General features: G+C 71.1%; 15 protein-coding genes. All 15 read left to right on the top strand.

Annotated features, from left to right (window positions below; all coding sequences use genetic code 11):
* Nucleotides 1-20 precede the first annotated feature (20 nt).
* The gene (locus IH44_RS0102735) at nucleotides 21-1,202 is read left to right on the top strand and encodes an LCP family protein (RefSeq protein ID WP_232794796.1); all 1,182 of its coding nucleotides are present in this window, start codon (nucleotides 21-23) and stop codon (nucleotides 1,200-1,202) included.
* 125 nt (nucleotides 1,203-1,327) lie between these two features.
* Entirely contained in the window at nucleotides 1,328-1,552 is a 225-nt protein-coding gene (rpmE, locus tag IH44_RS0102730) for a 50S ribosomal protein L31 (protein ID WP_014138082.1), read from the top strand.
* A gap of 123 nt (nucleotides 1,553-1,675) precedes the next feature.
* Nucleotides 1,676-2,752, top strand: coding sequence for a peptide chain release factor 1 (prfA, locus tag IH44_RS0102725; RefSeq protein WP_030457732.1), 1,077 nt, complete (start codon nucleotides 1,676-1,678; stop codon nucleotides 2,750-2,752).
* 26 nt (nucleotides 2,753-2,778) lie between these two features.
* The gene (prmC, locus tag IH44_RS0102720) at nucleotides 2,779-3,645 is read left to right on the top strand and encodes a peptide chain release factor N(5)-glutamine methyltransferase (RefSeq protein ID WP_030457731.1); all 867 of its coding nucleotides are present in this window, start codon (nucleotides 2,779-2,781) and stop codon (nucleotides 3,643-3,645) included.
* A gap of 52 nt (nucleotides 3,646-3,697) precedes the next feature.
* Complete coding sequence (locus IH44_RS0102715; protein WP_030457730.1) at nucleotides 3,698-4,345, top strand: L-threonylcarbamoyladenylate synthase; 648 nt, start codon at nucleotides 3,698-3,700, stop codon at nucleotides 4,343-4,345.
* A 35-nt stretch (nucleotides 4,346-4,380) separates the two neighbouring features.
* A complete protein-coding gene (locus IH44_RS0102710) occupies nucleotides 4,381-5,016 on the top strand; it encodes a low molecular weight phosphatase family protein (protein WP_051816494.1) in 636 nt (211 codons plus the stop codon).
* Between the two features lie 165 nt (nucleotides 5,017-5,181).
* A complete protein-coding gene (gene glyA / locus IH44_RS0102705; RefSeq protein ID WP_030457728.1) occupies nucleotides 5,182-6,444 on the top strand; it encodes a serine hydroxymethyltransferase in 1,263 nt (420 codons plus the stop codon).
* Nucleotides 6,445-6,617: 173 nt separating this feature from the next.
* Nucleotides 6,618-7,961 (top strand): MraY family glycosyltransferase, encoded by a 1,344-nt coding sequence (locus IH44_RS0102700; protein WP_030457727.1) that lies wholly within the window; start codon nucleotides 6,618-6,620, stop codon nucleotides 7,959-7,961.
* 282 nt (nucleotides 7,962-8,243) lie between these two features.
* Nucleotides 8,244-8,666: a hypothetical protein gene (locus tag IH44_RS0102695; RefSeq protein ID WP_030457726.1), complete on the top strand. Its 423-nt coding sequence runs from the start codon at nucleotides 8,244-8,246 to the stop codon at nucleotides 8,664-8,666.
* 279 nt (nucleotides 8,667-8,945) lie between these two features.
* On the top strand, nucleotides 8,946-9,758 hold the full coding sequence (gene atpB, locus IH44_RS0102690) for a F0F1 ATP synthase subunit A (protein ID WP_369794882.1): 813 nt from the start codon (nucleotides 8,946-8,948) through the stop codon (nucleotides 9,756-9,758).
* An 81-nt stretch (nucleotides 9,759-9,839) separates the two neighbouring features.
* Nucleotides 9,840-10,067, top strand: a complete 228-nt coding sequence (gene atpE / locus IH44_RS0102685) for an ATP synthase F0 subunit C (RefSeq protein ID WP_014138091.1) — start codon at nucleotides 9,840-9,842, stop codon at nucleotides 10,065-10,067.
* Between the two features lie 41 nt (nucleotides 10,068-10,108).
* Entirely contained in the window at nucleotides 10,109-10,666 is a 558-nt protein-coding gene (locus IH44_RS0102680) for a F0F1 ATP synthase subunit B (protein WP_030457724.1), read from the top strand.
* Nucleotides 10,663-11,478 carry a F0F1 ATP synthase subunit delta gene (locus IH44_RS0102675; RefSeq protein ID WP_030457723.1) on the top strand — a complete coding sequence of 272 codons (816 nt, stop codon included), beginning with the start codon at nucleotides 10,663-10,665 and terminating at the stop codon, nucleotides 11,476-11,478. Before IH44_RS0102680 ends, IH44_RS0102675 begins: the two co-directional genes overlap by 4 nt.
* Nucleotides 11,479-11,632: 154 nt before the next feature.
* Nucleotides 11,633-13,207: a F0F1 ATP synthase subunit alpha gene (gene atpA / locus IH44_RS0102670; protein WP_030457722.1), complete on the top strand. Its 1,575-nt coding sequence runs from the start codon at nucleotides 11,633-11,635 to the stop codon at nucleotides 13,205-13,207.
* 33 nt (nucleotides 13,208-13,240) lie between these two features.
* On the top strand, nucleotides 13,241-14,155 hold the full coding sequence (locus tag IH44_RS0102665; protein WP_030457721.1) for a F0F1 ATP synthase subunit gamma: 915 nt from the start codon (nucleotides 13,241-13,243) through the stop codon (nucleotides 14,153-14,155).

Raw genomic sequence — 14,155 nt, 5'->3', positions numbered from 1 at the left:
TGAGGGCGAAATGAGGCGATATGGCCGAGAACACCGAGCAGCGCCCCCCGCGTCGCCGCGGGCTCCGGATCGCCCTGTTCGCGCTGGCCGGCCTCGTCCTGGTCGGTGCCGGACTGGGCGGGATCGCCTACTGGAAGCTCAACGGGAACATCCACAGCGTCGACATCTCCGGCCAGCTGGGCACCGCCCGGCCGCCCGCCTCCACCGGCGGGGCGTTCAACGTGCTGGTGCTGGGCTCCGACTCGCGCTCCGGCGCCAACGGCAGCCTGGCGGGCGGCGACACCGGGGACACCGCCCGCTCGGACACCGCGATGGTCGTGCACGTCAACCAGGCGCACACCGCCGCCTCGGTGGTCTCCATACCGCGCGACACCCTGGTGTCCCGCCCGGCCTGCACCGCCCCCGACGGCACGCAGGTCGCCGCGGTCCGCAGCGCGATGTTCAACTCCGCGTACGAGGTCGGCGGCCCGGCCTGCGCGGTGAAGACCGCCGAGCAGCTCACCGGGATGCGGATGGACCACTTCGTCGAGGTCGACTTCACCGGCTTCGCCGCGCTGATCGACGCGATCGGCGGGGTGGACGTCACCACCACGGTGGCGATCGACGACAAGGACAGCGGGCTGCACCTCGACCCCGGCACCCACCACCTGGGCGGCGCGCAGGCGCTGGCCTTCGTCCGGACCAGGCACGGCGTCGGCGACGGCAGCGACCTGGGCCGGATCGAGCTGCAGAAGGAGATGGTCAAGGCGATGCTCGGGCAGATCGGCTCGCTCGGCCTGACCTCCAACCCGGTGGCGATGTGGAATCTCGGCGACAAGCTGACCAGCTCGCTGACCACCGACTCCGACCTGGCCTCGGTGAGCTCGCTGGTCGGCATGGCGCAGACGGTCAAGAAGATCGGGCCGGACCAGCTCACCATGGTCACCCTGCCGGTGGCGTACGCGGTCAGCGACCCCAACCGGGTGGTCCCGAAGACCCCGGACGCCCAGCAGCTGTGGACGGCGCTGCGGACCGACCAGGCGGTGCCGCAGCAGGTGCTCCAGCAGCAGCCGGCCAACCCGGCGATGGCCTCGCCGTCCGCCTCCGGATCGGCCCCCGGATCCGCCTCCGGATCGGCCCCCGCGTCGGCCTCGGCCTCGGTCTCCGTCCCCGCGACGGCCCGGGCGTCCCGGCCGGCGGTGGCGGGCGGGGGAGCGGAATAGCCGGATCCGCCTCCCGGTTTGGGAAGATGCGGGCAGTGCTGGCACACTGGTCCGTCGGTCCCGGTTCACGAGCGGCAGTCGATGTCCGCCGACCCGGTGCCCTCCCGATCAGCTAGGAGAATCCCTTGAAGTCCAACGTTCACCCGGACTACGTCCTCACCAAGGTGACCTGCACCTGCGGCAACGAGTTCACCACTCGTTCGACCGAGACCAGCGGCGAGATCCGCGCCGAGGTCTGCTCGAACTGCCACCCGTTCTACACCGGCAAGCAGAAGATTCTGGACACCGGTGGCCGCGTGGCCCGCTTCGAGGCGCGCTTCGGCAAGAAGCTCTCCGGCGGCAAGGCCTAGCGCTTCCACGGCGCCGGTCTCGGACGTCCCCGTGCTCGTGCACGGAGGCGTCCGGGCCGGCGCCGTTCGCGTCCCTCCCCCCAAGCTCCCCCCGCGGCACACTCACGGAAGTAGGACAGACCGATGTTCGAGGCAGTCGAAGAGCTCCTCGTCGAGCACGCCGACCTCGAGAAGAGGCTGGCCGACCCGTCGGTGCACGCCGACCAGGCGAACGCCCGCAAGCTGGCCAAGCGGTACGCCGAGCTGACCCCGATCACCCGGACGTACCTGGCCTGGAAGCAGGCCGGCGAGGACATCGTCGCCGCGCGCGAACTCGCCGCCGAGGACCCGGACTTCATCGCCGAGGCGAAGGCGTCCGAGGCCCGGCAGGAGGAGCTGACCGAGGAGCTGCGGCTGCTGCTGGTGCCGCGCGACCCCAACGACGACAAGGACGTCATCCTGGAGGTCAAGGCGGGCGAGGGCGGCGAGGAGTCCGCGCTGTTCGCCGGCGACCTGCTGCGGATGTACCTGCGCTACGCGGAGCGGCTCGGCTGGAAGACCGAGATCATCGACGCCAACGAGTCCGACCTCGGCGGCTACAAGGACGTCTCGGTGGCGGTCAAGACCAAGGGCAACCCCGAGCCGGGCCACGGCGTCTGGGCGCAGCTGAAGTACGAGGGCGGCGTGCACCGGGTGCAGCGGGTGCCCGCGACCGAGTCGCAGGGCCGGATCCACACCTCCGCCGCGGGCGTGCTGGTCACCCCGGAGGCCGAGGAGGTCGAGGTGGAGATCCACGCCAACGACCTGCGGATCGACGTCTACCGCTCCTCCGGCCCCGGCGGGCAGTCGGTGAACACCACCGACTCCGCGGTCCGGATCACCCACCTGCCGACCGGTATCGTGGCGTCCTGCCAGAACGAGAAGAGCCAGCTGCAGAACAAGGAGCAGGCGATGCGCATCCTGCGTTCGCGGCTGCTGGCCGCCGCGCAGGAGGAGGCCGAGCGGGAGGCGTCCGACGCCCGCCGCAGCCAGGTGCGCACCGTGGACCGCTCCGAGCGGATCCGGACGTACAACTTCCCGGAGAACCGGATCTCCGACCACCGCACCGGGTTCAAGTCGTACAACCTGGACCAGGTGCTGGACGGCGACCTCAACGCGGTCATCCAGTCCTGCGTGGACGCCGACGCCGCGGCCAAGCTGGCCGCCGCGCAGGAGAACTGAGCCTAGGAGCTAAGGGGCCCGAGGGTATGAACCTGCTGCTCGCCGAGGTGGCCCAGGCCACCCAGCGCCTGGCCGCGGCCGGCGTGCCCTCGCCGCGCTTCGACGCCGAGGAGCTGGCGGCGCACACCCACGGGGTGAAGCGCAGCCAGCTGCACACCGTGCCGGACGGGGACTTCGACGCCCGGTACTGGGAAGCGGTCTCCCGCCGCGAGCAGCGCGAGCCGCTGCAGCACATCACCGGCCGGGCGTTCTTCCGCTACCTCGAACTGGAGGTCGGGCCCGGGGTGTTCGTTCCCCGGCCGGAGACCGAGTCGGTGGTCGAGTGGGCGATAGACGCGGTCCGCGCGATGGACGTGGCCGAACCGCTGGTGGTCGACCTGTGCACCGGCTCCGGGGCGATCGCGCTGGCCCTCGCCCAGGAACTGCCCCGCTCCACCGTGCACGCCTTCGAACTCGACGAGGGCGCCCTCGCCTACACCCGCCGCAACGTCGAGGCCAGCCCCGACCGCGCCCGGGTCCACCTGCACCAGGGCGACGCCACCCGGGCCTTCGTCGACGACCGCGGCTGGGACGGCCGGTTCGACCTGGTGATCAGCAACCCGCCGTACATCCCGCTCACCGAGTGGGAGTACGTCGCCCCCGAGGCCCGCGACCACGACCCGCAGATGTCGCTGTTCTCCGGCGAGGACGGACTGGAGACCATCCGCGGCATCGAACGCGTCGCGGCCCGGCTGCTGCGGCCCGGCGGCGCGGTGGTGATCGAGCACGCGGACACCCAGGGCGGGCAGGTCCCGTGGATCTTCCGCGAGGAGGGCGGCTGGACGGACGCCGCCGACCACCGGGACCTCAACAACCGCCCGCGCTTCACCACAGCTCGGCGCGCCTCGCTCTGAGCACGGCCACGCCGTACGTACCACTGACTTTCACCGGAAGGGGATTGCTCCGATGAGCCGCCGATACGACTGCTCCGACGCCCAGGACCGCGCGAGCGGGCTGCGTGAGGCCGCCACGGCGATCCGCCGCGGGGAGCTGGTGGTGGTGCCGACCGACACGGTGTACGGGATCGCCGCGGACGCCTTCTCGCCGGAGGCGGTCGGCGCGCTGCTGGAGGCCAAGGGCCGGGGCCGGAACATGCCCTCGCCGGTGCTGGTCGGCTCGCCGACCACGCTGCACGGGCTGGTCACCGACTTCTCCGAGCAGGCCTGGGAGCTGGTGGACGCGTTCTGGCCGGGCGGCCTGACCCTGGTGGCCCGGCACCAGCCCTCGCTGCGCTGGGACCTGGGCGAGACCCGGGGCACCGTCGCGGTCCGGATGCCGCTGCACCCGGTCGTGCTGGAGCTGCTGAACGCCACCGGCCCGCTCGCGGTCTCCTCCGGCAACAAGACCGGCGGCCCGTCCCCGTCCACCTGCGACGAGGCCGAGGCCCAGCTCGGCGACGCGGTGTCGATCTACCTGGACGGCGGGACGGCGGACTACGGCACGCCCTCGACCATCGTCGACGTCACCGGCAAGGTGCCGGTGGTGCTGCGGTCGGGCGCGATCAGCGTCGAGCAGCTGAGGGAGGTCGTTCCGGACGTGGAGGCCGGCAGTTGACCGCCGCTGCCCCCCTGTACGGAGCGGGCGGCGCCCTGGCACCCTTCGCGGAGCCGGGGCCGCCCGCGCTGGACACCTTCCGCATCCTGTTCGTCTGCACCGGGAACATCTGCCGCTCCCCGATCGCCGAGCGCCTGGCCCGGCTGGAGCTGGACTCCCGGCTCGGCGCCGGGACCGGCCGCCGGATCGTGGTGGAGAGCGCCGGCACCTGGGGCCACGAGGGCGCCCCGATGGAGGCGCACGCGGCGACGGTGCTCGGCGAGTACGGCGCGGACAGCGCCGGCTTCGCGGGCCGGGAGCTGCTGGACGAGCACGTGATAGACGCCGACCTGGTGCTGACCGCGACCCTGGACCACCGGGCGCAGGTCATCTCGATGGGGCACGCGGCGGGTCTGCGCACCTTCACCATCAAGGAGTTCACCCGTCTGGTGCAAAGGGTCGACCCGCGCACCCTGCCGGACCCCAGGGACGGCGCGCGGCTGACCGAGCGCGCCCGCGCACTGGTCCGCTCGGCCGCCGCCCTGCGCGGCTGGCTGCTGGCCTCCGCGCCCGAGTTCGACGAGCTGAGGGACCCGTACGGGGCCCCGATCGGGATGTTCCGCAACTGCGGCGAGGAGATATTCGACGCGCTGGACCCGGTGGTGACCGCACTGACGGGTGTGGCCCGCTGAGTTGAGCGCCCTCCACTAAAGTTTCCGTGGGGGATTCGTGAAGACTGCGTGCGCAGGCGGTGGCGGCAACCGGAAAGGCGCAAGCCCGCGCGCGCGGGCGGGCCGGGCGGCGGAGGCCGACCTACGCTGGAAAAATCTGCCCGCACCGCAGCCTGGAGCCGCACCATGACGGTCGCCGATGCCCGCCCCGCCCACTGGGAGGCCGCCGAGGCCCTGCGCGCGGCCGACCCGTTGATCGCCGACCTGCTGGCCGCCGAGGACGAACGCCGGGCCGGGAGCCTGCAACTGCTCGCCGGGGAGAGCCTGGCCACCCCCGCCGTGCTGGCCGCGCTGACCGGCCCGCTGGTCGACAAGTACGCCGACGGCTACCCGGGCCGCCGCCACCACACCGGCTGCGCGCCCGCCGACACCGTGGAGCTGCTGGCGATCGACCGGGCCCGCGAACTGTTCGCCGCCCCGCACGCCAACGTCCAGCCCCGGTCCGGGACTTCGGCCATGCTGGCGGCCTACGCGGCGCTGCTGCGGCCGGACGACGCGGTGCTCGCCATGTCGCTGGAGCACGGCGGCCACCTGAGCGCCGGCTCGCGGGCCAACTTCTCCGGCCGCTGGTTCCGCTTCCACGGCTACGGGGTGCGCGCCGACGACGGCCTGATCGACCTCGACCAGGTCCGCGAACTGGCCCGCGAGCACCGCCCGAAGGCGATCGTGGCGGGCGGCATCTCCTACCCGCGGCACGTCGACTGGGCCGCCTTCCGGGAGATCGCCGACGAGGTGGACGCCTACCTGATCGCCGCCGCCGGGCAGACCGCCGGACTGGTCGCGGCCGGCGCCGCCCCCTCCCCGGTGCCGCACGCCGACGTCACCGTCGCCACCACCCACAAGCTGCTGCGCGGCCCGCGCGGCGGGCTGCTGCTGTGCACCGCCGAACTGGCCGACCGGATCGACCGGGCGGTGTTCCCGTTCAGCCAGGGCGGGGCGGCCGTGCACGAGGTGGCCGCCAAGGCGGTGGCGCTGGCCCAGGCCGCCACCCCGGAGTACACCGGCTACGTTCGCCGGGCGGTCTCCGGGGCCCGGGCGGTGGCCGCCGCGCTGGGCGCCGCCGGGGCGCCGCCGCTCACCGGCGGCACCGACACCCACCTGGTGTCGGCCTCGGTCCGGGCCCTCGGCCTGACCGGCGTGGAGGCCGAACGGCGGTGCGCCGCAGCCGGGTTGATGCTCGGCCGGTGCGCCGTCCCGTACGACCCGGCGCCGCCCGCCGAGACCTCCGGGATCCGGCTGGGCACCGGGACGTGCGCGGCCCAGGGGATGGGCGAGGCGGAGCTCGGCGAGGTCGGCGAACTGCTCGGCCGGGTGCTCCGCGGCGAGGCGGTCGAGCCGGTGCGCGGGCGGGTGCGGGAGCTGGCCCGGGCCTTCGCCGGGCGGCGCTGAGCGGTCCGGTGCGGGGTCGGCGCGGGGTCCGGGCGGCTCCGGGAGAACCGCGATGCGGGAGCCGGGCGTCGGAGTCAATAAGGTGTGGTCCGTGGCGACGCACCCCGAACCCCGAACCAGCACGGGAGTACCCTGCGTACTCGTCCGTCCGAGCGTGACCCTGGAGGCCAGTGGTGCGTGAGTATCTGCTGGTGATGTTCGTCTCGGCGGCGGTCACCTACCTGCTGGTCAGCCCGGTGCGGAAGTTCGCCATCGCGGCCGGCGCGATGCCCGCCGTCCGGGCCCGCGACGTGCACCGCGAACCGACCCCGCGGCTGGGCGGCATCGCCATGTTCGGCGGCCTGCTGGCCGGCCTGCTGGCGGCGTCCCAACTGACCAACCTCGGGCGGCTGTTCGTGCAGAGCGCGGACATCAAGGCGCTGCTCTCCGGGGCCGGGATCATGTTCGTGCTGGGCGTCCTGGACGACAAGTGGGGCGTGGACGCGCTGGTGAAGCTCGGCGGGCAGATGATCGCCGCCGGCGTGATGGTCTGGCAGGGCATCACGGTCATCGCCATCCCGGTGCCCGGCTACGGCTCCGTCCCGGTCACGCCGACCCAGGGCATGCTGATCTCGGTCGTGCTGGTGGTCGTCATGGTCAACGCGGTGAACTTCATCGACGGCCTGGACGGCCTGGCGGCCGGCATGGTCTGCATCGCCGCGATGGCCTTCTTCCTGTACTCGTACCGGCTCTGGCTCGGCTACGGGATCAACGACGCCGCGCCCGCCGCGCTGTTCACCGCGGTGCTGATCGGCATGTGCCTGGGCTTCCTGCCGCACAACCTGCACCCGGCGCGGATCTTCATGGGCGACTCCGGCTCGATGATGCTCGGCCTGATGCTGGCCGTCGCGGCGATCTCCATCACCGGCCGGGTCGACCCCGACCTGATCACCGAGCAGGTCGGCTCGCAGACCACCGCCGTGCACGCCCTGGTGCCGATCTACATCCCGCTGATCCTGCCGCTGACGGTGATCGCGCTGCCGCTGGCCGACCTGCTGCTGGCCGTGGTGCGCCGCACCTGGGCGGGCAAGTCGCCGTTCGCGGCGGACAAGCAGCACCTGCACCACCGGCTGCTGGAGGTCGGGCACTCGCACAGCCGGGCCGTGCTGATCATGTACTTCTGGGCCGCGCTGATCGCCTTCGGCACCGTCGCGGTGTCGATCACCCACACCGGCCGCACGGTGGTCCTCACCATGGCGGGCCTGTGCCTGGTCGGCCTCGCGGTGCTGCTGATGCCGCGGTTCCGGCCGCGCGCGCCGAAGGCCGTCCAGTCCTTCGTGCCGCCCCGCTACCGGGACGGCGAACCGGGTGCCGCGGCGGGTGCTCCGGCGACCGCCGGGGAGGACGCCCCGACCGCCGCGGACGCGGGCGGGGACGCGCCCGCGATGGCCGAGCTGTCGGCCGAGGACAAGGCCCTGCTGGGACGGCTCGGGACGGGCGCGACGGCGGCCGGCCAGCACGGCGAGCGGCGTTCCTGACCGGACGTCAACTCCCGCTGGGCCGTTCGGCGGCACCCGTTCGGCGGCACTTGTGGGCCTACGGTGTGACAGGTACCACACGTTCATGGTAAAGCTCTCATCAAATAGTTTGTGATACCGTTCACGAGTACCGAGAACACGCCGAAAGACCTGACAGGTGGAGGACTTCCGTCCCCGGTCGGTCTCCCTCGTCGGGCCCGCCGTCAGGCGGCCGTCCGCGGCGGCGTCCTCGCACCCCGTGTATCTGCCCCCCGTTTCCGACATGCCGCCGGAGTTGCCGACATGCCGTCCCACGACGCCCGGATCCTCCGAGGCGCCGCAATTCCCACTGCGGTCGCCGGAGTGGTCGCCATGGCGATCGCCTTCGTCGTCGCGCAGGGGAAGGGTCTGCTCGGCGCCCTGCTCGCCACGGTGGTCGTGATCCTCTTCTTCGGTGCCGGCCAGACCGCGCTCGACCGGCTGGGCCGGAACAACCCGCAGATGCTGATGCCGATCGCCATGCTGGTCTACACCACGCAGATCCTGGTGATCGGCGTCCTGCTCGCGGTGGCCAAACACCTCACCTTCTTCGACCACAAGGTCTTCGGGTTCTCCCTGCTCGGCCTGGTGCTCGTCTGGATGTGCTTCCAGGTGCGGGGCTGGCTCAAGGCCAAGACCTTCTACGTGGAACCCGACGGCAAGCCGAAATCAGGGCGTCAATCGTGAGCGGGGCACACCGTCCCCCTCACGAGGGGGGCGGTGTTTATGCCCTCCTGACGGGCTGCTATCGTCCGTCCCAACGGCGGAGTACGGGAAGCGGCCAGGTCCCTCCGAGAATCGGACGGATCGCCCCCCGGCTCCACGAAGCTTTCGAAGATCCCGCGGTGGGGATATGCGCCGCGCCGGGTCAGCGAGAAATCCAACTAGTTCCAGTGCCGCACCGTGGCCGACGGCCACGCCGACACACCGAGGTTGCCGTAACCATGCGTCAGAACGAAGGAGTCTGTGGTGGGTGCTGACGTTCAGCTCGCCTCCGAGGCCGGTTGCCACTTCGACTCCGGCTGCGGCTTCCCGGCCCCCGGCCTCGGTGAGTTCGACTTCAAGCCGATCTTCTCGGTGGGCGGAGTCGACTTCACCAAGCCGATGCTGCTGTCGATCATCTGCGCCCTGCTGGTGGTCGGCTTCTTCTGGGCCGCGTTCGCCAAGCCGAAGCTGCTCCCGGGCAAGCTCCAGCTGGTCGGCGAGATCGGGTACGACTTCGTCAAGCGGAGCATCGTGCTGGAGACCATCGGCAAAAAGGGCGAGAAGTACGTCCCGATGCTGGTCTCGATGTTCTTCTTCGTGTGGATCATGAACATCATGTCCATCATCCCGTTCGCCCAGTTCCCGGTGATGTCGCGCATCGCGTACCCCGCCGGACTCGCGCTGGTCGTCTGGATCACGTACATGGCGCTGACCTTCAAGAAGCACGGCTTCGTCGGCGGCATGAAGAACCTCTGCTGGCCGTCGGGCATCCCGGGCTGGGTCATGTTCATCCTGGTGCCGATCGAGTTCTTCTCGAACATCTTCGTGCGCCCCTTCACCCTCGCGGTCCGAGCCTTCGCCAACATGTTCGCCGGTCACCTGCTGATCGTCGTCTTCTCGGTGGCCTCGTGGTACCTGCTCAGCCCCACCATCGGCGCCCTGTACGGCTCGGTGTCCTTCGTGGTGGCCGTCGGTCTGACCGCCTTCGAGCTGCTGGTGCAGTTCCTGCAGGCGTACATCTTCGTGATGCTCGCCAGCAGCTACATCGCCGGTGCCCTGGAAGAGGCGCACTGATTCCCGCGGCCCCGGCCGCGCCCACGAACTCCCGGTGGCCAACACCCACCGGTATCCCATCCCCGCAAAGGATTAGCTGAGATGTCCGCTCTCGCTGAGGTTTCCGGTTCCGTCGCTTCCATCGGCTACGGCCTCGCCGCCATCGGCCCCGGCATCGGCGTCGGTCTGATCTTCGGTAACGGCGTGCAGGCGATGGCCCGTCAGCCCGAGGCTGCCGGCCTGATCCGCTCGAACATGTTCATCGGCTTCGCCCTGACCGAGGCCCTCGCCCTGATCGGCATCGTCATGCCGTTCGTCTACGGCCAGTGAGCCAGGCGCACCGGTAGTCACTTCCGACGAAAGGTTCTGATATGGCCCCCGAGGTTCTCCTCGCGGCAGAAGAGAAGATGAACCCTCTTCTCCCCGCGTGGCCCGAGGTCATCATCGGCCTGCTCTGCTTCTTCATCGTCTTCGGCATCCTCGGCAAGAAGCTCCTCCCCAGCATCGAGAAGGTGCTGGGGGAGCGCCGTGACGCCATCGAAGGCGGCATGAAGCGCGCGGAGACCGCTCAGGCCGAGGCCCAGGCCCTGCTGGAGCAGTACCGCGCCGAGCTCGCCGAGGCGCGCCACGAGGCTGCTCGGATCACCGAGCACGCCCGTGAGCAGGGCGCTGTCCTGATCAACGAGATGCGCGAGGAGGGCCAGCGCCAGCGCGAGGCCATCGTCGCCGCCGGCCACGCCCAGATCGAGGCCGACAAGAAGCAGGCGACCGCCGTCCTGCGCCAGGACGTCGGCTCGCTGGCCTCCCAGCTGGCCTCCCGCATCGTCGGTGAGTCGCTGGAGGACCACGCCCGCCAGAGCGGTGTCATCGACCGCTTCCTGGACGAGCTGGAGTCCAAGGCCGCCGCCGCCCAGGGTGCGTCCAAGTGATCGGCGCGAGCCGTGAGGCACTCGCCGCCGGCCGCGAGAACCTCGAGAGCCTGACCGACAACACCTCGGTGGACGCGGCCAAGCTCGCCGAGGAACTCGCCGCCGTCACCGCGCTGCTGGACCGCGAGGTCTCGCTGCGCCGCGTCCTGACCGACCCCGCGCGGTCCGGTCAGGACAAGGCCCGGCTGGTCGCCTCGCTGCTGAACGGCCAGGTCTCCGGCGAGGCCGTCGACCTGGTCTCCGGCCTGGTCCGCTCGCGCTGGTCCGGCCCGCGCGACCTGGTCGACGCGGTCGAGGAGCTCGCCGCGTACGCCGAGGTCATCGCCGCCGACAAGGCGGGCGCGCTGGACGACGTCGAGGACGAGCTGTTCCGCTTCGGCCGGGTGGTGGCGGGCTCGCACGAGCTGCGCGCCGCGCTGACCGAGCCGAAGGCCGACGCCGCCGCCAAGGCCGCGCTGGTGCGCAAGCTCCTCGGCGGCCGCGCCAACGCCGGCACCGTCCGCCTGGTCACCAGCCTGGTCACCAACCCGCGTGGTCGTAGCCTGGAGGGTGGCCTGGAGTCCTACTCCAAGCTCGCCGCCTCCCGGCGGGGCCGCGTGGTGGCCCTGGTCACCAGCGCGATCCCGCTGTCGGACGTCCAGAAGCAGCGGCTCGCCGCCGCCCTGGCCGGTCTGTACGGCCGTTCGGTGCACCTGAACATCGACGTGGACCCCGCGGTCCAGGGCGGTGTCCGGGTCCAGATCGGCGACGAGATCATCGACGGCACCGTCGCGAGCCGCCTCGAGGGCGCTCGCCAGGGCCTCGAAGGCTGAGCACCAGCACTATCCGACCCTCGGTCGGGCGTCGGTCCACACCAGGTGGGCCGGCAAAACGTACGGCCGGTTCACCCGACCCGGCCGAGAGTCGAGCACTTGCGGCCCTCAATGGCGGGCCGAGGATCGCAAACTAGGAGAGCAGGGAAGCCTGATGGCGGAGCTTACGATCCGTCCGGAGGAGATCCGGGACGCGCTGGCCGACTTTGTCCAGTCGTACCAGCCGGACGCGGCCTCGCGTGAAGAGGTCGGCACGGTCACCGAGGCCATGGACGGTATCGCCAAGGTCGAGGGTCTGCCCTCGGTCATGGCCAACGAGCTGCTGAAGTTCGAGGACGGCACCCTCGGCCTCGCGCTGAACCTCGACACCCGCGAGATCGGTGTCGTCGTCCTCGGTGAGTTCTCGGGCATCGAAGAGGGCCAGACGGTGCAGCGCACCGGCGAGGTCCTCTCCGTCCCGGTCGGCGACGGCTACCTCGGCCGCGTCGTGGACCCGCTGGGCAACCCGATCGACGGCCTGGGCGAGATCGCGGCCACCGGCCGCCGCGCCCTGGAGCTGCAGGCCCCCGGCGTCATGGCCCGCAAGTCGGTCAAGCAGCCGCTGCAGACCGGCATCAAGGCGATCGACGCGATGACCCCGATCGGCCGCGGCCAGCGCCAGCTGATCATCGGTGACCGCCAGACCGGCAAGACCGCCGTCGCCGTCGACACGATCATCAACCAGCGCGACAACTGGCGCTCGGGCGACCCGGAGAAGCAGGTCCGCTGCATCTACGTCGCCGTGGGCCAGAAGGGCTCCACCATCGCGTCCGTCCGCGGCGCCCTGGAGGAGGCCGGCGCGCTGGAGTACACCACCATCGTGGCCGCTCCCGCCTCCGACCCGGCCGGCTTCAAGTACCTCGCCCCGTACACCGGTTCGGCCATCGGCCAGGAGTGGATGTACGACGGCAAGCACGTCCTCATCGTCTTCGACGACCTGTCGAAGCAGGCCGAGGCCTACCGCTCCGTCTCCCTGCTGCTGCGCCGCCCGCCGGGCCGCGAGGCGTACCCGGGCGACGTCTTCTACCTGCACTCCCGCCTGCTGGAGCGCTGCGCCAAGCTGAACGACGCCCTCGGCGGCGGCTCGATGACCGGTCTGCCGATCATCGAGACCAAGGCCAACGACGTCTCGGCGTACATCCCGACCAACGTCATCTCGATCACCGACGGCCAGTGCTTCCTGGAGTCCGACCTGTTCAACGCCGGCATCCGCCCGGCCGTGAACGTCGGCATCTCGGTCTCCCGCGTCGGTGGCTCCGCCCAGATCAAGGCCATGCGCTCGGTCGCCGGCCGTCTGCGCCTCGACCTCGCCCAGTACCGCGAGCTGGAGGCGTTCGCCGCCTTCGGTTCCGACCTGGACGCGGCCTCCAAGGCCCAGCTGGAGCGCGGTGCGCGCATGGTCGAGCTGCTGAAGCAGGGCCAGTACCAGCCGTTCCCGGTCGAGGAGCAGGTCGTCTCGATCTGGGCCGGCACCACCGGTCAGCTGGACGACGTCCCGGTGGCGGACATCCGCCGCTTCGAGCGCGAGTTCCTGGACAACGTCCGCCTGGAGCACAAGGGCATCCTGGCCGGCATCGTCGAGACCGGCCTGCTGGAGCAGGGCACGATCGACGCGCTGACCGCCGCCATCACGTCCTTCAAGCAGGGCTTCACCACGGCTGACGGCAAGCTGCTCTCCGAGCAGGCCTGAGTCCGGTAGCGAGGGAAAGGACGTAACGACCCAATGGGAGCACAGCTTCGGGTCTACAAGCGCCGCATCCGCTCCGTCACCGCGACGAAGAAGATCACCAAGGCGATGGAGATGATCTCCGCGTCGCGCATCGTCAAGGCGCAGCGCGCGGTGGCCGCCTCCACTCCGTACGCCGACGAGCTCACCCGCGCGGTGACCGCGGTGGCCACCCGGTCCACCGCGAAGCACCCGCTGACCACCGAGAACCCGAACGCCTCGCGCGCCGCCGTCCTGCTGATCACGGCGGACCGCGGCCTGGCGGGCGGCTACTCGACCAACGCCATCAAGCAGTCGCTGGCGCTCGCCGCCCGCCTCCGCGAAGAGGGCAAGGAAGTGGTCACGTACATCGTCGGCCGCAAGGGCGTGGGCTACTACGGCTTCCGCAACCTGGCGGTGGCGAACTCCTGGACCGGCTTCTCCGACAAGCCGACCTACGGGGACGCCAAGACGGTCGCGGCGGACCTGATCGAGGCCTTCACCGCGGAGACCGGCGGCGTGGACGAGCTGCACCTGGTGTCGACCGAGTTCGTGTCGATGCTGACGCAGAACGCCGTGGACGCCCGCCTGCTGCCGCTGAAGCTCGACGAGGTCGAGCTGAGCGACGGCGCGCCGGCCAAGAACCAGATCTTCCCGCTGTACGACTTCGAGCCGTCGGCGGAGGGCGTCCTCGACGCGCTGCTGCCGCGGTACGTCGAGAGCCGGATCTACAACGCGCTGCTGCAGTCGGCCGCTTCCGAGCACGCCGCCCGCCGTCGTGCGATGAAGAGCGCGACGGACAACGCCGGCGAGCTCATCAAGTCGCTCACGCGGCTTGCCAACTCGGCCCGTCAGGCCGAGATCACCCAGGAAATCAGCGAGATCGTGGGCGGCGCGAACGCGCTGGCCGACGCTAGCGCGGGGAGCGAATGA

Source organism: Kitasatospora sp. NRRL B-11411, from assembly GCF_000721345.1.
Lineage (GTDB): Bacteria > Actinomycetota > Actinomycetes > Streptomycetales > Streptomycetaceae > Kitasatospora > Kitasatospora cineracea.
Note: the sequence above shows the minus strand (reverse complement) of the source record. Positions and strands in the feature narration are given on the sequence as shown.

Excerpts from the sequence above, each read along its gene's own strand:
- IH44_RS0102735 (WP_232794796.1), top strand. The coding sequence starts at position 21 with ATGGCCGAGAACACCGAGCAGCGCCCCCCGCGTCGCCGCGGGCTCCGG.
- prfA (WP_030457732.1), top strand. The coding sequence starts at position 1,676 with ATGTTCGAGGCAGTCGAAGAGCTCCTCGTCGAGCACGCCGACCTCGAG.
- prmC (WP_030457731.1), top strand. The coding sequence starts at position 2,779 with ATGAACCTGCTGCTCGCCGAGGTGGCCCAGGCCACCCAGCGCCTGGCC.
- IH44_RS0102715 (WP_030457730.1), top strand. The coding sequence starts at position 3,698 with ATGAGCCGCCGATACGACTGCTCCGACGCCCAGGACCGCGCGAGCGGG.
- glyA (WP_030457728.1), top strand. The coding sequence starts at position 5,182 with ATGACGGTCGCCGATGCCCGCCCCGCCCACTGGGAGGCCGCCGAGGCC.
- IH44_RS0102695 (WP_030457726.1), top strand. The coding sequence starts at position 8,244 with ATGCCGTCCCACGACGCCCGGATCCTCCGAGGCGCCGCAATTCCCACT.
- atpE (WP_014138091.1), top strand. The coding sequence starts at position 9,840 with ATGTCCGCTCTCGCTGAGGTTTCCGGTTCCGTCGCTTCCATCGGCTAC.
- IH44_RS0102680 (WP_030457724.1), top strand. The coding sequence starts at position 10,109 with ATGGCCCCCGAGGTTCTCCTCGCGGCAGAAGAGAAGATGAACCCTCTT.
- atpA (WP_030457722.1), top strand. The coding sequence starts at position 11,633 with ATGGCGGAGCTTACGATCCGTCCGGAGGAGATCCGGGACGCGCTGGCC.
- IH44_RS0102665 (WP_030457721.1), top strand. The coding sequence starts at position 13,241 with ATGGGAGCACAGCTTCGGGTCTACAAGCGCCGCATCCGCTCCGTCACC.